Here is a 17,183-nt window from a genome sequence, read left to right as displayed (position 1 = left end):
GTGGATTACACCCGTCATAAGACAGCAATGATTCTCCACGTCGATTCAAAGGCGGCGGACAATCACCGCCAGGTCAGACGTTACCGCTTCCTGCCACAGCCACGGCACGAATTTCCACTACCAGCCCAGGCAGGGCTAGCTCGGTGATGCCGACGGCGGTCCAAGAAGGATAACGTGAAGGAAAATATTCATCCTTGATACTGGCGAATAGGGGCATGTCAGCCTGTAGTCGGGTGTGGAAGGTGGTCAGTTCGACCACATCCTCCAGGCCTGCACCCGCCGCTTGCAGCACCTTGGCTAGCGACTGGAATGCCAGGTGCGTCTGGGCTGCCACATCACTTTCAGGTTTCATGCTGCTGTCGATGCCGACCTGCCCCGATACCCAGATGAGATCGCCTACGCGGGTGGCTTGGGAGTAATGAAACTGATCGTAGAGCACCTGGGTTGGTGGCGGATTGATTGATTGCCGCTTCAAGGGGTGGATGGTCATGGAGCCTCCTGTTCAGACAATCTGGCGGAAGGTGGGATGGCGAAAGGCTGCGCCGGCCGAAAGATGCTTGAGCTCCTCGGTGAACAGCACACCTTGTGGCGGGTATCCCGCTTTGCTGTTCTGCGGAAGCGGCTTGAAGGTGGCGTCGTCACCGAAGAAGCGGAAAACGAAGGTGTGGCGGCTAGGGAAGTCGCTGTCGACCGGAGCACCACCGTGCAAGGATGCCGGGTGCAGCAGGATCACGTCGCCTGGTTCGGTGGCCCACGACAGAACATCGTAAGCACCTGGGTTCAGTTTTCGTTCGGCTTCGATATCGGGCAGGCGGGGAAGGGTGCCGTTGTCATGCAACGGTTGTGTCGGATCGTCAGGATCGGTGAATGTGGTGCCATCGTAGCGCGGCCCGCGATGCGAACCGCGAATGATTTCCAACGCATTACGTTGCGGGATTGATTCGAAGCTGATCCATGCATTGCCCCAATGCTCGCCTGCCCAGGGCAGGTAGGAGGTGTCCTGATGCCAGAGCGTACGGGAACCTTGCCCACCGGCTTTGAGAAAGACCTCTTCAGCGAAATACCAGACGTTCCGCGAGCCCCAGATCCGGGCGAACAGGTTGCCCAGCGGCAGGGATTCCACGAGCGTTTCGAGCCGCTGTTTGGCCAAGGGGTTGGCATTGTCCACATGCGACTGCTGTGTCGTGCCTGCGAACATACGGGTGGCGTGGGGGCCATGGTTTTCCACGGCCCAGTCATACGCTTCACGACAGCGAGCCAATTGCTCCTCGTTCAGGAGTCCTTTGACCAATACTGCACCATCGGCATGAAAAGCACGGCTTATCGAGTCTAGCATGGCGTCCTCCCGGAACGTCTTTTTTGTGGATATTCGGGAGACTAGCAACCAGTCAAATATATGACAACGTCAGTTACGAAAAATATTCACGGAGGAGGATGGCCAGCTCAAGGCTTGGCCACCCAGTCGATCACTGTTGAGTAATCATCCGCTGTACAGTCCATGCACAGGCCTCGCGGAGGCATGGCGTTGAAACCTTCCGTGACGTGCTTGACCAGGACGTCTCTGCCTTGGGCAAGTCCTGGCTTCCAGGCTTGGGCGTCACCTTTTTGGGGAAGTAATGCTTGAGGGGCTGTGAGTTTTTATTCGCAGGCAAGGCAGCCATACCTGCCTGCGAATCCGCAGCAGAATTACTCTGCCAAGGGAAGTTTTCGCGCTATATCAAGCTCAACCATGGCATCCAGTTGTGTTTCGATTTGTAGAAAACGCAGGGCGCGCTTAGGTGAGACTTTCTCAGCGAGACGGCGGGTATATCGCTCGCGTAGTTTTATATGGTCGTCCTGAAGGCTGTAAAAACGATGCAGCAGGTCGGTGGCTAGTTCGTCGGTCACATAACCTTTGTTGTAGGCTTGGCCGTAATCAATCATAGCTTCCAATGTCCTTTTGTTGAGGCTGTCAGCCTCTGTTCGGTAAGTGTTGTAAATGGGCCAGAATTTTTCATTTTCCTGACCTTCCAGTCCCATATTCGTCTCTAGGATTTTTTTGCGCTTATAGTCTACGTCGGCAAAGTTATTCTGAATCTGGGCCTGATTTTGTCTCATGATCTCCTTGCCAGAGGGAATGTCCTGTTGAGAGGCCAGCACGGGGAGGCTGATGGTGGCGAGTAGGGTAATCGTAAGTTTTTTAAGCATAGGGTATCTCCATGTTAATTAACTATCAGAGCTGATTTCTGCGCATGGGTGGGGGCGAGAGGATTGGAAGTTGATTAATCCTTATCGATATTATTCAAAGGCGAATTTTTTCTTTAGTGTCACGACCTGCGGGCTGTAAAACAGCCGCGTCAAACCACTTTTCCATAATGTGTTCGTTCTCGAACCATTGGCAAAGTACAAATGTCGACGCTGCAAAGCCAAGGATTGCCCGTTGTTCTTTTAGATTGCCTACGGTCATCAGTGGCCCGCCACTTTTCAATCTGACCACGTCTCCTTTCAATATGTTTCTCATGTTGTGCGTCCGGTCCGAGGCTCAAAGGCGTCTGCAGGGTGGTAAGCGGCGCCTCGCAGAAAAAATGTAGCAATCAGTTTGTAGCAGTCTCCAGGTATTCGACCCCGGTTTCGCGAGTCGATGGCGCCATAAAGAATGGATACAAATACTTCTGTTAGCAGGGCGGCTGTTAAATCGATGCGGAAGATGCCTAATTGCTGACTGCGTAGAAAAAACGCGTCCAGCTCATCTTGATAGAAACTCCAGTCAGCCTCTGGGTCGCGGCTGATTCTCAAGTGGGGATGATATCGAGAGGCTAAAAAAACAATTAACTCTCCCTGAGCCAAGTGGTCGTGTATGAGCTGCTGCAAAGCGGACAAGGGATGAGTCGTTTGCGGGGTCGCTCGTTGCAGTATTCCCCGGAGTGAATCCTTGGTGTGCTGCTCAAGCAGGCGATCCAAATTTTCCCGGGTTCCGCAAAGCCTGTGCAAAGTGGCTCGGCTGATACCTATGCGCTCGGCCAGTTCCTGCATGGACGCCCGCGGATGACTGCCCACTGCAGAACAAAGGCTGCTGAGCAGCTTGGCCGGAATGGGGGCGGGGCAGTGCTCGCGTCCCAAGATTGTAGAATCCATTGTGAGACCCAAAAATATCTTGTGAGGCAAATTTGACTCATCAGGATCGAAAAGGTAGCATTCGGCTTGTTTTCAATCAAGGCTCGGGTGAATGATGAGCAACATACGTGCAATAGGGATGATCGGTGCGCTGTCTGCCGCCATCGTCTTGGCTGGATGCGATGCAACGCAGGAACAGCAGAATGCTGAGCAAGCGGCATCGCCCGTAGAGATCGTCACGGTGGCTAGTGAGCGGTTGGCTTTGAGCTCGACTCTGCCGGGCCGGGTCGAGCCGATGCGTGTGGCCGAGGTGCGTGCTCGGGTGGCCGGCATCGTCCTGCACAAACGTTTCGAAGAGGGTGCCGACGTCAAGGCCGGCGATGTGCTGTTCCAGATCGACCCGGCGCCGTTCAAGGCCGCACTGGCCCGCGCCGAGGCCGCACTGGCCCGGGCTCAGGCCGTGCAGCAGGAGGCCCAGGCCCGGGTCAAGCGCTACGAACCGCTAGTGAAGATCGAAGCGGTTAGCCAACAGGATTTCGACAGCGCTATCGCCGAGTTGCGCAGTGCCCAGGCGGCCGTGCGCTCGGCCCAGGCCGACGTGCAGACTGCGCGCCTGAATCTGGGCTATGCCACGGTCACCGCGCCAATCTCCGGCCGCATCGGCCGCGCCCTGGCCACCGAAGGCGCCTTGGTCGGGCAGGGCGACGCCACCTTGATGGCGCGCATCCAGCAGCTCGATCCGATCTACGTCGACTTCACCCAGTCCGCCGCCGAAGCCCTGCGTCTGCGTCAGGCCCTCAAGGACGGCGCGCTCGGCGGTGGCGACGACAAGGCGCTGACCGCCCAGGTGGAAGGCACCGACTACCAGCGCCAGGGCGCGCTGATGTTCACCGACGTGGCGGTCGACCGTGGCACTGGCCAGGTCACCTTGCGCGGTCGCTTCGACAATGCCGATGGCATCCTGCTGCCGGGGATGTACGTGCGCGTGCGCACCCCGCAGGGCACCGACCAGCAGGCCATCTTGGTGCCGCAGCGCGCGGTGCAGCGCGGCAGTGACGGCGAGGCGCGGGTGCTGGTGGTCGGCACCGGCAACCTGGCCGAGGCGCGCAGTGTGCGCACCGGCGGGATGCACGGCTCGCGCTGGCAGATCACCGAGGGCCTGCGCGCCGGAGACCAGGTCATTGTCGGCAGCCCTGCCGGGCTGGCTCCCGGCATGCCGGTCACGCCTGCCCAGGCGCAGCAGGCCGCGGCGCACTAAGACGAGGTTAGCGAGATGTCCAAGTTTTTCATCAATCGGCCGAATTTCGCCTGGGTCGTGGCGCTATTCATAGCCCTGGCTGGCCTGCTGGTGATCCCGGCATTGCCGGTGGCCCAGTATCCCAGCGTGGCACCGCCCCAGATCTCGATCAACGCCGTCTACCCGGGCGCCTCCGCCAAGGTGATGGTGGAGTCGGTGACCAGCATCATCGAGGAGTCGCTCAACGGCGCCAAGGGCCTGCTGTACTACGAATCCACGAATAACTCCAACGGCGTCGCCGAGGTACTGGTGACCTTCGAACCGGGCACCGACCCGGACATGGCCCAGGTCGACGTGCAGAACCGCCTGAAGAAGGCCGAGGCGCGCATGCCCCAGGCCGTGCTGACCCAGGGCTTGAAGGTCGAGCAGGCGAGCTCCGGCTTCCTGCTGATCTACGCCCTGACCAGCAAGGCCGGTGACAGCGGCGACACCACGGCCCTGGCCGACTATGCCGCGCGCAATATCAACAACGAACTGCTGCGCGTGCCCGGCGTGGGCAAGCTGCAATTCTTCGCATCCGAAGCGGCGATGCGGGTCTGGGTCGATCCGCAGAAGCTGGTGGGTTACGGCCTGTCCATCGACGACATCAACAACGCTATCCGCGGCCAGAACGTCCAGGTACCAGCCGGCAGCTTCGGCAGCACGCCGGGCGCCAGCGAACAGGAACTGACCGCGACTCTGGCCGTGCAGGGCACCCTGGAAACTCCCGAGGCGTTCGCCGCTATCATCCTGCGCGCGAATCCGGACGGCTCCAGCGTGCGCCTGGGCGATGTCGCGCGCATGGCCATCGGCAGCGAGAACTACAACCTGTCGGCGCGTCTGAACGGTCACCCGGCCGTGGCCGGCGCGGTGCAACTGGCGCCTGGCGCCAACGCCATCCAGACCGCGACCCTGGTCAAGGAACGCCTGGCGGAGCTGGCGCAGTTCTTCCCCGAGGGCGTCGAGTACTCGGTGCCCTACGACACTTCGCGTTTCGTCGACGTGGCCATCGAGAAGGTGATCCACACCCTGATCGAAGCCATGGTGCTGGTGTTCCTGGTGATGTTCCTGTTCCTGCAGAACCTGCGCTACACCCTGATCCCGTCGATCGTGGTGCCGGTGTGCCTGCTTGGCACGCTGATGATCATGAAGCTGCTGGGCTTTTCGGTGAACATGATGACCATGTTCGGTATGGTGCTGGCCATCGGCATCCTGGTGGACGACGCCATCGTCGTGGTGGAAAACGTCGAGCGCCTGATGGCCGAGGAAGGGCTGTCGCCGGTGGATGCGACCGTCAAGGCGATGGGGCAGGTGTCTGGAGCGATCATCGGTATCACCCTGGTACTGGCGGCAGTGTTCCTGCCGCTGGCGTTCATGTCCGGCTCGGTGGGGGTGATCTACCAGCAGTTCTCCGTGTCGCTGGCTGTATCGATCCTGTTCTCCGGTTTCCTGGCCCTGACCTTCACCCCGGCGCTGTGCGCCACGCTGCTCAAGCCGGTGCCCCATGGGCACCACGAGAAAGGCGGTTTCTTTGGCGCTTTCAACCGCGCCTTTGCCCGCGTCACCGAGCGCTACTCGGTGATGAACAGCGCCCTGGTGGCCCGTGCCGGGCGTTGGATGCTGGCCTATGCCGGCATTCTGGTGGTGCTTGGTTATTCATACCTGCGTCTACCGGAGGCCTTCGTACCGGCCGAGGACCTGGGCTACAGCATCGTCGACGTGCAACTGCCGCCGGGTGCCAGCCGGGTGCGTACCGACCATACCGCCGAGGCGCTGGAGAAGTTCCTGATGTCTCGCGAGGCGACGGCCAGCTCGTTCATCGTCAGTGGCTTCAGCTTCTCGGGCCAGGGTGACAACGCCGCGCTGGCGTTTCCCACCTTCAAGGACTGGTCCGTGCGCGGTCAGGATCAATCGGCCGAAGCGGAAACCGCGGCGATCAACGCGCAGTTCGCCGCCAACGGCGACGGTGCCATTACCGCGGTCATGCCGCCGCCGATCGACGGTCTGGGCAATTCCGGCGGTTTCGCCCTGCGGCTGATGGACCGAGGCGGGCTGGGGCGCGAGGCGCTGCTGGCGGCACGTGACCAGCTGCTGGCCCGTGCCAACGGCAATCCGGTGATCCTCTACGCGATGATGGAAGGCCTGGCCGAGGCGCCGCAACTGCGGGTGCAGATCGATCGTGAGAAGGCTCGCGCCCTGGGCGTTAACTTCGAGTCGATCAACAACACCCTGGCCACCGCTTTCGGTTCGGCGGTGATCAACGACTTCACCAACGCCGGTCGTCAGCAGCGCGTGGTGGTGCAGGCCGAGCAGGGCGAGCGCATGACCCCGGAAAGCGTGCTGCGCCTCTATGCGCCGAACGCCCAGGGCGAGCAGGTGCCGTTCAGTGCCTTCGTCACCACCCGATGGGAAGAGGGCCCGGTGCAACTGGTGCGCTACAACGGTTACCCGTCGATTCGCATCGCTGGCGACGCGTCGCCAGGCCACAGTACTGGCCAGGCCATGGCCGAGATGGAACGCCTGGTCAGTGAGCTGCCACCGGGGATCGGCTACGCCTGGACCGGCCTGTCGTACCAGGAGAAGGTTTCCAGCGGCCAGGCCGCCGGCCTGTTCGCCCTGGCCATCCTGGTGGTGTTCCTGTTGCTGGTAGCGCTGTACGAGAGCTGGGCGATCCCGCTGACGGTGATGCTGATCGTGCCGATCGGTGCCCTGGGCGCGGTGTGGGCGGTGCTGCTCACCGGTCTGCCCAACGATGTGTACTTCAAGGTCGGCCTGATCACCATCATTGGCCTGGCGGCGAAGAACGCCATCCTGATCGTCGAGTTCGCCAAGGAATTGTGGGAGAAGGGCTACAGCTTGAGCGACGCCGCCATCGAGGCCGCGCGCCTGCGTTTCCGTCCGATCGTGATGACTTCCATGGCCTTCATCCTCGGCGTGGTACCGCTGGCCATCGCCACCGGCGCCGGCGCAGCCAGCCAGCGCGCTATTGGTACCGGGGTGATCGGCGGCATGCTCAGTGCCACCTTGCTGGGCGTGGTGTTCGTGCCGATCTGTTTCGTCTGGGTGCTGAAGCTGCTCAAGCGCAAGCCGGCCCCCGTGCAACACGCTGTCGAGGTGACGAAGTGATGCTCATGCGTAATCTGGCAATACCCTTCGCCCTGGCCGTGACCCTGGTCGGTTGCTCGCTGGCACCGACCTACCAGCGCCCCGAGGCGCCGGTGCCGGCCGCGTGGGGCGATGCTGCCGGCCATCATGGCAAGGCGGTGGAACAACTGGACTGGCAGGCCTTTATCGTCGACCCGGCGCTGCGCCAACTGGTCTCTACCGCGCTGGACAACAACCGCTCGCTGCGCCAGACGCTGCTGGATATCGAGCAGGCCCGCGCCCAATACCGCATCCAGCGCGCCGACCGGGTGCCGGGCTTGAATGCCGGTGTCTCGGGCAACCGCCAACACCTGCCGGCTGACTTGTCGAGCAATGGCCGCGAGGGTGTCACCAGCACCTACCAGGTAGGCCTGTCGCTGCCGGAATACGAGGTCGACCTGTTCGGCCGGGTCAAGAGCCTGAGTGACGCGGCTCTGGAGCAGTACCTGGCCACTGAGGAAGTTGGCCGTGCCGCGCGGATCGCCTTGATCGCCGAAGTCAGTCAAGCCTACCTGACCCTGGATGGCGCCGAGCGGCGCCTGGCGTTGACCCGCCAGACCCTGGCCAGTCGCGAGGATTCTTTGGCGCTGGTCGGCCAGCGGCGCGGCGCCGGCACGGTTACCGCACTGGATCACCAGGAAGCGCTGGGGCTGGTCGAGCAGTCCCGCGCGGAGCTGGAGTCCACCGTGCGTCAGCAGCGCCAGGCCTACAACGCATTGGTCTTGCTGCTGGGCAGTGCCGAGGCGGCCGAGGCGATTCCGGGACAGCGCCCGGCCGAGCCGATGGTGTTGCAGGACATCGCCCCGGGCGCGCCGTCGGCGCTGCTCGAGCGGCGGCCGGACATTCTTGCCGCCGAGCACCGGCTGCGGGCGCGCAACGCCGATATTGGCGCGGCGCGGGCGGCGTTCTTCCCACGCATCAGCCTGACCGGCAGCTTCGGTACCTCCAGCGCGCAGATGTCCGGGCTGTTCGACGGCGGGTCGCGCAGTTGGAGCTTCATGCCGCAATTGTCGCTGCCGTTGTTCGATGCCGGGCGTAACAAGGCCGGCCTGAGCCTGGCCGAGGCGCGCAAGGATTCGGCGGTAGCCGCTTACGAGAGCACCATCCAGACCGCCTTCCGCGAAGTGGCCGATGCCCTGGCCGCCACCGACACCCTGCGCCGCGAAGAAGCGGCGCGTCGGGCCCTGGCCGATACCAGCCGGGCGACCGAGGCGTTGGCCAAGGCGCGTTATGAGGGCGGGGTGGATAACCACCTGCGCTATCTGGATGCACAGCGCAGCAGCTATGTGAATGAGGCGGCCTTCATCGAGGCCAGCACCCAGCGCCAACTGGCCTTGGTCGATCTGTTCCGCGCCCTGGGCGGCGGGTGGCCGGACAAGAGCTGAAACTCCCTCCTTTGGTTGGGTACTCCAGCCGTTCAGCCCCTCGGACCAGTGCCTTGGGGCTTTTTTTTGGCCGGTTACGAAGCCTGCGTGATCACTCCGTGAAGGAAGAGCTGTTCGAGTGCCTGGATTGATGTTGCGCTGGCTGCGCGTCCGCGCCGCTCAGCATCGACGATGCCATAAATCATGCTTATGAACATCTCGGTAAAGACGGCCGCGCTGATATCTATCCGGAAAGCGCCGTTTTGTTGGCCTCGGAGAAAGAATGCGTCCAGCGCTTCAGCATATTCACGCCAGTGACGGTTTTCCTCGGCGTCGCTGAAGGTGTCGGGGCGATACTGGAAGATGAGGAATACAAGCATTTCTCTGTGTTTGAGATGCTCTACAATGAGTTCGTGCAGTGCCGCCAACGGTTCGCCATGTTCTAGCTGCGCCGCTGAGACAGTTTGTTTTAGAATGAGTTCGCCGTGGGCGTTAAGCATTTTTACCAGGTTTTCGCGTGTTCCACAGAAGCGGTGCAGTGTTGCTTTGCTCACGCCTGCTGTTTCGGCCAACTCTTTCAGCGTGGCACGAGGGTGGATAACGAAAGAGCTGGCCAACGCCTTGAGCAAACGCTCATCGGTTACGGAAGGGGGCATGCTGGAAATCTCGTCTTGATACACTGAGGAGATTTTGCAGGATTTATCCTGTTATTAACACCCTTCGGCTGATGCATTGTCTCGTTCGAAGTCCCAGAGGGGCGTGCGACAGTGTCTCTCCATGAGGCTGCAATGACCAATCCACGAAACGGGCTATGGTAAGCGCTAGGGGTCGTATGAAATGCGCCTGTGCGACGATCATCCGTTGGGCTCCGTACGAAGAGCCTTGATGCTCGTTCATGCTGCGTTGAAAACAGCTTTGCCTGACCTCAGTCCCATACTTTTCGTACAGAGCCTAGATGCCGTCTTGTTGTCACACCTCGAGCTCCGCCCTGTATGGGATTGAGCAGGCCTTGATAAAGGAGGGGTAATTACATTAAGAAAAGATAAGCCAGTTAAAAGAAGTCTTGCAGCGAGCAGCGGTGTAATCGTGTGCCCCAGGACGGTGAGCGCTGGTTGGGCCTCAATATGCTTGGTGATGGTGAAGTAAAGTTCTCCGAGTGCTTTTTCGTCGAGCCCTTCATAGTTGAAGATGTCGTCAAGGACCGTGCTCTAAATAGCACAGACCTCTCTGTACACCACATGAAACTTGAAGTTTCCTTGCGCTCTCATAAACCTCAGTTAAGTATTTATTTTGCTGGATTGCAATGCTGCCCATGGCCACCCATTGACTCATGACGAACGCCAACTTGCATTTTAGGCGCGCCGGTTAACTATAGAGATGTGGACGCGTAGTAACGCTGACTTGCATGGATTTCTGGCGGCACTGTGGCTAGCCACGGCCTTGGTTGCCGATGAGTGACCAGCGCTGAATAGCATACGTAGCGGCTGCAGAAGATCTGCAAGACTGGAAATCAGGTATAGGGTCAAGGGGTACATGGGGTTGGTCTGCACGATTCGCCGCGTGATACAGGCCTTCAGCCCGTTGCGCAGTCCAGGCGCATGCGGCGTTACGTCCTCGCCTTCGCAAACGCCCAAAGGGCATTGCCAAGCAACAATTTCTAGATTTACTATAACGATAGTTATTTTAATGTAGGCACTTGGCTCTGCCCAAGCGCGGACCTGGGATGCGGGCAACCGTATCCCTGTCTTCTTACCCATGGCACCTATGAGGAAACCCGATGCATACAAGAATTACAGCGCTGACAGGTACACGCTATCCCATCGTTCAGGGTGGAATGCAGTGGGTGGGGCGCGCGGAACTGGCGAGCGCGGTATCCAATGCAGGGGGGCTGGGTATCCTCACTGCCCTGACACAACCGACTCCCGAAGCGTTAGCTCAGGAGATTGCCCGTTGCCAGACCCTTACGGCCTTGCCGTTCGGTGTCAACCTGACCATCCTGCCCACCACGTCGCCTCCCCCTTACGACGATTACGCGACCGCCATCATCGAAAGTGGTGTCAAGGTTGTCGAGACAGCGGGGCGCAGCCCTGCAGAGTTGGTGGAGCGCTTCAAGGCCGCTGGCATCAAGATCATCCACAAATGCACGTCTGTCCGTCATGCTCTGTCGGCAGAGCGTGCGGGGGTCGACGCGGTGAGTATCGATGGTTTCGAGGCCGCCGGTCATCCTGGCGAGGATGATGTCCCGGGGCTGATCCTGATTCCAGCCGCGGCAGCAGCATTGCGCATACCGATCCTTGCTTCGGGCGGTATCGCCAATGGCGCAGGCATGGCCGCCGCCCTGATGCTCGGCGCCGAGGGCATCAACATGGGCACACGCTTCATGCTTACCCAGGAAGCGCCGATTCACCCGGCCATCAAGACTGCGATCGCCGCGGGCAGCGAGCGGGACACTCGGCTGATCTTCCGAGCCTTTCGTAATACCGGCCGAGTTTTCAGTAATGCGGTTTCTCAAGAGGTGGTCGAGATCGAGCGCAATCCAGGGGCGCAGTTCGAGGATATCCGGCCATTGGTGGCCGGCGCACGGGGCAGGGCGGCCCTGGAGAGCGGCGAGGTGGATGGCGGTATTCTCTGGGCAGGCCAGGCCATCGGACTTATCGATGACATACCGACCTGCGCGGCGCTGATCGAGCGGATCATGACCGAGTGCCGTCAGGCGGTCACGCGCGGAGCGAACTTGGTCGGAACGCAATCATGACCTACAGCACCATTCGCTACGAAGTCGATACCGACGGTATCTTGCTGCTGACCCTCGCCCGGCCGGACAAGCTCAACGCGTTCACCGTCGAGATGTGCGATGAACTAGTCGATGCGTATGGGCGGGCGAGCCTAGACGATGCCGTCAAGGCGATTGTCGTGACAGGGGAGGGGCGTGCTTTCTGCGCGGGCATGGACCTGTCGGTGCCAGGTAATGTCTTTGGCCTTGATGAGCAGCTTGCGCCGACCCTCCAAGACATGCGCGAACGAAGCCATTTGCCGGAGATTCATCGAGGCGTCAGGGACACCGGCGGCCGCGTCGTCCTGGCGATGCTCGACTGCCTCAAACCGATTATCGGTGCGATCAATGGGGCGGCCGTGGGGGTCGGCTCTACCATGTTGCTACCCATGGACTTTCGCCTGGCGTCTGGCGAGGCCCGCTTCGGCTTCGTGTTCGGCAAGATCGGGGTCACACCGGAAGGTTGTTCGACCTGGTTTCTACCGCGCATCGTCGGCCTCGAAACGGCCTTGGAATGGATGTACAAGGCTGAAATATTCGATGCCGAGGAGGCATTGGATAAAGGGCTGGTACGGGCGTTGCTGCCGGCGCAGAGCCTGGTAGCCGAGGCACGGGCATTTGCGCTTTCCCTAGTACGCGACCGGTCACCGGTGTCGGTTGCATTGATTCGGCAGATGCTGTTCAGAAACGCTAACCAGACGCATCCGCTTGCCGCCCATGAGATTGAGTCGTTGGCAATGTTCTATACCAGCCAGGCCGATGGCAAAGAAGGCGTCTGCGCATTTCTTGAAAAGCGCAAGCCGCAATTTTGCGGTAAGGCTTCCAACCTGCCGTCGTTCTATCCGTGGTGACGCAACGCCGTTTCATGTGGCACGCCTGGCCATTATGGCCAGGTAAACCGCAACGCCTTGGTATTGCGTCAGAGTGTGCTGCCCACTCGGCATCCGTTCTGGGTATCGGTAGAGAGTGTTGTAGATGCTCTAGCAGCAGACTCAAGGCCTGGTAGGCAGATTGACCTTTCCAAGGCTCCATCAGCCTATTCACCTGCGCTTCCTTTCCGTTTTTTTCGCAAAGCATCTTGGTACTGGCTCGCAAGATTTTCACGCTCAGCGGACATTGGTTGCGACATGCAAACAGAACTTGAGCGAGCATCAATCGGCACTCTGCAGGTCTTGCAAACGAACCCGAGTTCCAACAGATGTTCATGCCCTCTGTGGTAGAGAGTCAACGGTGGTTCACCGCCTTTCCAAGGGCCGGTCCATTTGTCTCCCCACTGCTTGAGGGCAACCAAAACTGGCCAGAGATCTCGGCCTTTGTCCGTTGCTCGGTATTCGTAGCGGACGGGAGAGTCTTGATAGGCCGCGCGCTCAATAATTCCACTTGCCATCAAATCGTTAAGCCGCAAGGTCAACGAACGTGGCGACATTCCAGTCTGGGCCTGCAGGCCATCGAAGCGCCTATTTGAAAGGAATATCTCTCTCAGGATGACAAAGGACCAAGCATCCGTGAGTTCTGCGCTGGATCTGGCAATCGAGCAGTACCTGTCAGCCAGCGTACTTCGTTTCATGAATACCCCCCTATAAAGGTTCTTCTCGATTTTGACTATATAAAATATAGTCAAAATTATCGATCGAGAGATGCCGTCGTTAGAGGCGAAGTCTAGGGCGGCCAGGTGCTGTAACGGAAGGCCACATCAACCCCAGGCGTCCCTCATAGAAACCGGTTCCTCTCGGCGCGGAAAGTGGGACCAGCCTAGTTGGCCCTCCATGGCCAAGCTGAACGCAAACTGCATATGCAGCCAAAGATACGGAGCCAGAAAAATGAACAATCCCGCGAGCACGTCATCGTCACGGATCTTGGTGGAGGCGGAAGACTTCGAAGACTATGGGGGCTGGGTTCTCGACTCCCAGTTCGAGACCGTCATGGGCTCGCCTTATCTGCTGGCACACGGCCTCGGTCGACCGGTGAGCGATGCGACAACATCAATCAGCATCCCGCGAGATGGCGAATATCAAGTTTGGGTGCGAGCAAAAGACTGGGTGCCCTCCCACCATCCAGGGCGGTTCACAGTGTCGATAGATGGTGTAGTCCTCGATACTGAGTTCGGTGCGAATGGACTGGATTGGTCCTGGCAGCCCGCAGGCAAGGTGCTTCTCAAAAAAGGGACTGCCAGGCTGGCTCTTCACGACCTCACCGGCTTCGATGGCCGCTGTGATGCGATCTATTTCTCCACTGATGAGGTGGCACCGCCTAACGATGTCAGCGCCAGCAGCCAAGCGTGGCGTAAAGAATTGCGCGGTTTACCGTATGAGCCTATAGATGCTGGTCATTACGATGTGGTCGTAGTTGGAGGTGGCATTTCCGGATGCGCCGCCGCCCTGACAGCTGCCAGGTTAGGCCAGCATGTTGCGTTGATCCACGATCGACCTGTTCTTGGTGGCAACGCCAGCAAGGAAATCGGCCTGATGCCTCGAGGCTCACAAGGGGTGCTGCTCAAGGAATTATCCCAGCGCTCAGCAGATGGTGATCTCGCCGCACTTTCGCTGCTGGAGGCCGAGCCGACCGTCGCCGTTTTCCTTGGACATAGGGTCGTCAAAGTTGAGAAGCAAGGAGAGAGAATAACCGCTGTCCAGGCCGTTCAGGATCGCGGTGGCCATGAAAGGCGCTTTACCGGATCGATCTTTATCGATACCAGTGGCACCGCAATTCTTGGCGTACTCGGTGGCGCGCAGACGCTTTTCGGCAGAGAGGCGCGCTCAGAGTACAACGAGCCGTATGCGCCTGAGGTCGGCGACAGCATGCATCATGGTAATACGCTGTTCTTTCGCACCAGGATGGCAGACTCTCCTGTTCCGTTCCCTGTTGTGCCCTGGGCAACTGAGGTTTCAAAGGATTACGCGAATCTCAGCGGCCAACTCATGGAAGCCGGTCTTGAGAACGGCCCAGGCCCGCAGGCAGGCTCAAACCCGAGCACGCCAGAGTTCCGCTTCGGCAGCAAGGCTGACATATTTCCAGCGACACATTTTTGGGAGTACGGACAGTGGCTCGACCCTTACAAAAATGGGGAGTTGATCCGCGACTATTTGATGCGGGCGCTGTACGGTACGTTCTCGAACGTCAAGAACCTCGAACCCGAGATCTACGCGAATCTGGAGTTCGAATGGATGGCGTACGTTGCGGCACAGGGCGAATTTCGTCGTTACCGCGGTGACTACGTATTGTCAGAAAATGACATTCGAGATCATTCAAGTTTTCCCGATGCTTTGGTTCCCAATGATGGGGCCTTCTGCATTCACTGCGCCTGGGAGCCAGGAGAGGGCAAGTACGACTTTCGCCTGAAGGACTGGATTTGGGATATGCGGGATAAGCAGGCTTACAGCATTCCCTTCCGTTGCCTCTACTCCGCCAATATTGAAAATCTGCTGGTAGCAGGCAAACACATTAGCGTCACTCACGTCGCTGGCTCATCGACGAAAACCATGGGCAACGGCTCACAGCACGGGATAGCGGTCGGAGCAGCGGCGTCTCTGTGCAATAAACACAACTCATCACCTCGCGGACTGTATGAGAACCATTTGGACGAGCTAAAAGCGCTGGTCCAAAAACTTACTGCTTGCGATCACGAGCACCCTCCCAAATGACAGTGGAGTTCCACGACTGGATATGCAGTTGGGGCGACAACCGCCGGCCTGGAAATAGCCCATCACTGTAGTGATACTGCGGTGCTCGGTCATCGCCATCACCTTTCCCAGTGGCACTTCCTGGCGCCCGGTCTCCGTGACAAAGACCGAGCGCAGGCGAGGGCGGCCACGTTGGCTCGATGGAATGCTGACCTCCTCCAGCAATGGCTGGGCATAGCTGATGTCACTGGCTTGACCGCCAGAGGTGCTGGGCGGCTTGGTGACCGCCTACTATCGTGGCACGTTACATTTGCCGGCGTTCCTTACACCCATACAAGAGCGCCTTGCCAGCGAAACGCTGGCCGGCGCTCATACCGTGGCGGCCGCGCTGACGGGCGATCAGGCAAGCGAGCTGATGAGCATCGCCGCGGACGCATTTGAAAGGGGTATTGGTTTGATGTCATGGGTGACCTTCGCCCTGGCAGTGATAGCCATTGCCCGTTGGACGCTGAGAGTGACTCAACCAGCTCCTCGCTCAGGGTTGGACTAGAGTCCGCCAGCGATGATGCACTGCGGCGGCAAAAGAGCCTTCGAACACAGTCAACGCTACTCAGCGTTTTGGGTCCGCCAGCGACGAAGGGGACTGTTCAGCATTCCGCGAAAAGAGTACAAATGTACTCCATGGACAACATGACCCCCAAACGCCGCGCCATCCTCGCGTTCATCCGCGAGCGCATCGCCGATCACGGCCAGCCCCCGAGCCTGGCCGACATCGCCCAGCGCTTCGGCTTCGCCTCGCGTAGCGTGGCACGCAAGCACATCGTCGCCCTGAGCCAGGCCGGCCATATCGACGTGATCCCCAACCAGGCCCGTGGCATCCGCCTGGCCGAACCGCTGCGCCGCCCCGAGATCCTCGAGATCCCGGTGCTGGGGCAGGTGGCGGCCGGTGCGCCGATCGGCCCCGACCTGGGTATCCACGAGCAACTGCTGCTCGACCCCAGCCTGTTCCGCCGAACCCCTGACTACCTGCTCAAGGTGCGCGGCGACTCGATGATCGACGACGGCATCTTCGATGGCGACCTGGTTGGCATCCGTCAGCAGGGTGAGGCCCGCGACGGGCAGATCGTGGTCGCCCGGCTGGATGGCGAGGTGACCATCAAGCGTCTGCAACGGATACCGGGTGGCTACCGCCTGCTGCCGCGCAACCCCGCCTATGCACCGATCGACGTGGCGCCGGACCGGGATTTCGTCATCGAAGGCGTGTTCTGTGGCCTGTTGAGGCGCGACTGATGGGCGCGGTAGTCGACCTCGACGGCCTGCTCGACCAGCGCCGGGTATGGCGTGGGCGCCAGGCCCAGGTGCGGCCGCAGGGCCTGCAGCCCACCGGCCATGCCTCCCTTGACGAGCGGCTGCCCGACGGAGGCTGGCCGGCGGCTGCGCTCAGCGAGTTGTTGCTGGCCAGCCCGGGCTGTGGCGAGCTGCAGCTGCTCTGGCCGAGCCTGGCACGCCTTACCGGCGAAGGGGGGCGGGTGGTGCTGGTGGCGCCGCCGTTCATTCCCTATGCACCGGCCTGGCAGGCGGCCGGGGTCGACCTGCGCTTGCTGGTCCAGGTCCAGGCAAGGCCTGTCGATGCCTTGTGGGCAGCCGAGCAGTGCCTGCGCTCCGGCAGTTGCGCAGCAGTGCTGTGCTGGCCCGAGCGCGCCGATGACCGCGCCCTGCGGCGCCTGCAGGTGGCTGCCGAGACCGGCCACGCTCTGGCCTTCGCCTGCCGGCCGCAGCAGGCCGCGCACAACCCGTCGCCTGCGGCTTTGCGCATCGCCATCGATACCCGCCCTGCCCAGTGGCGGGTCCTCAAGTGCCGTGGCGGCCTGCCACCGGCCACGCCCATCGCCTGCCCGGGGCGGGGTTGATGA

Annotated in this window: 16 protein-coding genes and 2 pseudogenes; 9 read left to right on the top strand and 9 right to left on the bottom strand. The window is 60.4% G+C overall.

Annotation, left to right across the window (positions count from 1 at the left end; translation table 11 throughout):
* Positions 1–73: 73 nt before the first annotated feature.
* The 6 genes and pseudogenes from AC1MHZ_RS20370 to AC1MHZ_RS20345 form a co-directional block, all read right to left on the bottom strand.
* Positions 74–490, bottom strand: coding sequence for a RidA family protein (locus AC1MHZ_RS20370; protein WP_084857594.1), 417 nt, complete (start codon positions 488–490; stop codon positions 74–76).
* Positions 491–502: 12 nt separating this feature from the next.
* Positions 503–1,336, bottom strand: a complete 834-nt coding sequence (locus AC1MHZ_RS20365) for a phytanoyl-CoA dioxygenase family protein (RefSeq protein ID WP_324815097.1) — start codon at positions 1,334–1,336, stop codon at positions 503–505.
* A 107-nt stretch (positions 1,337–1,443) separates the two neighbouring features.
* Positions 1,444–1,617: pseudogene (locus AC1MHZ_RS20360) on the bottom strand (c-type cytochrome); the annotation flags it as partial.
* 69 nt (positions 1,618–1,686) lie between these two features.
* A complete protein-coding gene (locus AC1MHZ_RS20355; RefSeq protein ID WP_084857598.1) occupies positions 1,687–2,187 on the bottom strand; it encodes a transcriptional regulator in 501 nt (166 codons plus the stop codon).
* 94 nt (positions 2,188–2,281) lie between these two features.
* The gene (locus tag AC1MHZ_RS20350) at positions 2,282–2,500 is read right to left on the bottom strand and encodes a YodC family protein (protein WP_324815094.1); all 219 of its coding nucleotides are present in this window, start codon (positions 2,498–2,500) and stop codon (positions 2,282–2,284) included.
* A complete protein-coding gene (locus AC1MHZ_RS20345) occupies positions 2,497–3,099 on the bottom strand; it encodes a TetR/AcrR family transcriptional regulator (protein ID WP_465002156.1) in 603 nt (200 codons plus the stop codon). Before AC1MHZ_RS20345 ends, AC1MHZ_RS20350 begins: the two co-directional genes overlap by 4 nt.
* Before the next feature lie 109 nt (positions 3,100–3,208).
* Between AC1MHZ_RS20345 and AC1MHZ_RS20340 the strand changes: the two genes are divergently transcribed.
* Genes AC1MHZ_RS20340 through AC1MHZ_RS20330 form a run of 3 tightly spaced genes read left to right on the top strand, consistent with a single transcriptional unit; the run spans position 3,209 to position 8,898 of the window.
* A complete protein-coding gene (locus AC1MHZ_RS20340) occupies positions 3,209–4,351 on the top strand; it encodes a MexC family multidrug efflux RND transporter periplasmic adaptor subunit (protein WP_084857671.1) in 1,143 nt (380 codons plus the stop codon).
* A gap of 15 nt (positions 4,352–4,366) precedes the next feature.
* Positions 4,367–7,495, top strand: coding sequence for an efflux RND transporter permease subunit (locus tag AC1MHZ_RS20335; RefSeq protein ID WP_324815088.1), 3,129 nt, complete (start codon positions 4,367–4,369; stop codon positions 7,493–7,495).
* Entirely contained in the window at positions 7,495–8,898 is a 1,404-nt protein-coding gene (locus AC1MHZ_RS20330) for an efflux transporter outer membrane subunit (protein WP_465002157.1), read from the top strand. The genes AC1MHZ_RS20335 and AC1MHZ_RS20330 overlap by 1 nt, the downstream gene beginning before the upstream one ends.
* A gap of 74 nt (positions 8,899–8,972) precedes the next feature.
* Here the strand turns inward: AC1MHZ_RS20330 and AC1MHZ_RS20325 are convergent, their stop codons facing one another.
* Positions 8,973–9,533, bottom strand: a complete 561-nt coding sequence (locus AC1MHZ_RS20325; RefSeq protein ID WP_084857675.1) for a TetR/AcrR family transcriptional regulator — start codon at positions 9,531–9,533, stop codon at positions 8,973–8,975.
* A gap of 1,121 nt (positions 9,534–10,654) precedes the next feature.
* On the opposite strand from AC1MHZ_RS20325, the gene AC1MHZ_RS20320 reads away from it, so the two are divergent.
* Together AC1MHZ_RS20320 and AC1MHZ_RS20315 are read left to right on the top strand one after the other, a co-directional pair.
* The gene (locus tag AC1MHZ_RS20320) at positions 10,655–11,632 is read left to right on the top strand and encodes an NAD(P)H-dependent flavin oxidoreductase (protein WP_084857604.1); all 978 of its coding nucleotides are present in this window, start codon (positions 10,655–10,657) and stop codon (positions 11,630–11,632) included.
* Positions 11,629–12,501 (top strand): crotonase/enoyl-CoA hydratase family protein, encoded by an 873-nt coding sequence (locus AC1MHZ_RS20315; protein ID WP_084857606.1) that lies wholly within the window; start codon positions 11,629–11,631, stop codon positions 12,499–12,501. The genes AC1MHZ_RS20320 and AC1MHZ_RS20315 overlap by 4 nt, the downstream gene beginning before the upstream one ends.
* 185 nt (positions 12,502–12,686) lie before the next feature.
* On the opposite strand, the gene AC1MHZ_RS20310 is transcribed toward AC1MHZ_RS20315, so the two are convergent.
* A complete protein-coding gene (locus tag AC1MHZ_RS20310) occupies positions 12,687–13,217 on the bottom strand; it encodes a winged helix-turn-helix transcriptional regulator (protein WP_143515220.1) in 531 nt (176 codons plus the stop codon).
* A 253-nt stretch (positions 13,218–13,470) separates the two neighbouring features.
* On the opposite strand from AC1MHZ_RS20310, the gene AC1MHZ_RS20305 reads away from it, so the two are divergent.
* Complete coding sequence (locus tag AC1MHZ_RS20305; protein ID WP_324817570.1) at positions 13,471–15,291, top strand: FAD-dependent oxidoreductase; 1,821 nt, start codon at positions 13,471–13,473, stop codon at positions 15,289–15,291.
* Here the strand turns inward: AC1MHZ_RS20305 and AC1MHZ_RS20300 are convergent.
* Positions 15,235–15,447 (bottom strand): annotated as a pseudogene (locus AC1MHZ_RS20300) (integrase); the annotation flags it as partial. The gene AC1MHZ_RS20305 and the pseudogene AC1MHZ_RS20300 sit on opposite strands and share 57 nt — an antisense overlap.
* A gap of 100 nt (positions 15,448–15,547) precedes the next feature.
* Between AC1MHZ_RS20300 and AC1MHZ_RS20295 the strand changes: the two are divergent.
* The 3 genes from AC1MHZ_RS20295 (at position 15,548) to imuA (ending at position 17,180) form a co-directional block, all read left to right on the top strand.
* Entirely contained in the window at positions 15,548–15,820 is a 273-nt protein-coding gene (locus AC1MHZ_RS20295; RefSeq protein ID WP_324817567.1) for a hypothetical protein, read from the top strand.
* Between the two features lie 122 nt (positions 15,821–15,942).
* Positions 15,943–16,560, top strand: coding sequence for a transcriptional repressor LexA (gene lexA, locus AC1MHZ_RS20290; RefSeq protein WP_324817564.1), 618 nt, complete (start codon positions 15,943–15,945; stop codon positions 16,558–16,560).
* Positions 16,560–17,180, top strand: a complete 621-nt coding sequence (gene imuA / locus AC1MHZ_RS20285; RefSeq protein ID WP_084857612.1) for a translesion DNA synthesis-associated protein ImuA — start codon at positions 16,560–16,562, stop codon at positions 17,178–17,180. The genes lexA and imuA overlap by 1 nt, the downstream gene beginning before the upstream one ends.
* Positions 17,181–17,183: the final 3 nt, after the last annotated feature.

The organism is Pseudomonas sp. FA-1, from assembly GCF_056856075.1.
Note: the sequence above shows the minus strand (reverse complement) of the source record. Positions and strands in the feature narration are given on the sequence as shown.

Bases quoted from the DNA above. Each gene is read 5' to 3' on its own strand.
- AC1MHZ_RS20370 (WP_084857594.1), bottom strand. From the start codon at position 490: ATGACCATCCACCCCTTGAAGCGGCAATCAATCAATCCGCCACCAACC.
- AC1MHZ_RS20365 (WP_324815097.1), bottom strand. From the start codon at position 1,336: ATGCTAGACTCGATAAGCCGTGCTTTTCATGCCGATGGTGCAGTATTG.
- AC1MHZ_RS20355 (WP_084857598.1), bottom strand. From the start codon at position 2,187: ATGCTTAAAAAACTTACGATTACCCTACTCGCCACCATCAGCCTCCCC.
- AC1MHZ_RS20350 (WP_324815094.1), bottom strand. From the start codon at position 2,500: ATGAGAAACATATTGAAAGGAGACGTGGTCAGATTGAAAAGTGGCGGG.
- AC1MHZ_RS20340 (WP_084857671.1), top strand. From the start codon at position 3,209: ATGAGCAACATACGTGCAATAGGGATGATCGGTGCGCTGTCTGCCGCC.
- AC1MHZ_RS20335 (WP_324815088.1), top strand. From the start codon at position 4,367: ATGTCCAAGTTTTTCATCAATCGGCCGAATTTCGCCTGGGTCGTGGCG.
- AC1MHZ_RS20330 (WP_465002157.1), top strand. From the start codon at position 7,495: ATGCTCATGCGTAATCTGGCAATACCCTTCGCCCTGGCCGTGACCCTG.
- AC1MHZ_RS20325 (WP_084857675.1), bottom strand. From the start codon at position 9,533: ATGCCCCCTTCCGTAACCGATGAGCGTTTGCTCAAGGCGTTGGCCAGC.
- AC1MHZ_RS20320 (WP_084857604.1), top strand. From the start codon at position 10,655: ATGCATACAAGAATTACAGCGCTGACAGGTACACGCTATCCCATCGTT.
- AC1MHZ_RS20315 (WP_084857606.1), top strand. From the start codon at position 11,629: ATGACCTACAGCACCATTCGCTACGAAGTCGATACCGACGGTATCTTG.
- AC1MHZ_RS20310 (WP_143515220.1), bottom strand. From the start codon at position 13,217: ATGAAACGAAGTACGCTGGCTGACAGGTACTGCTCGATTGCCAGATCC.
- AC1MHZ_RS20305 (WP_324817570.1), top strand. From the start codon at position 13,471: ATGAACAATCCCGCGAGCACGTCATCGTCACGGATCTTGGTGGAGGCG.
- lexA (WP_324817564.1), top strand. From the start codon at position 15,943: ATGTACTCCATGGACAACATGACCCCCAAACGCCGCGCCATCCTCGCG.
- imuA (WP_084857612.1), top strand. From the start codon at position 16,560: ATGGGCGCGGTAGTCGACCTCGACGGCCTGCTCGACCAGCGCCGGGTA.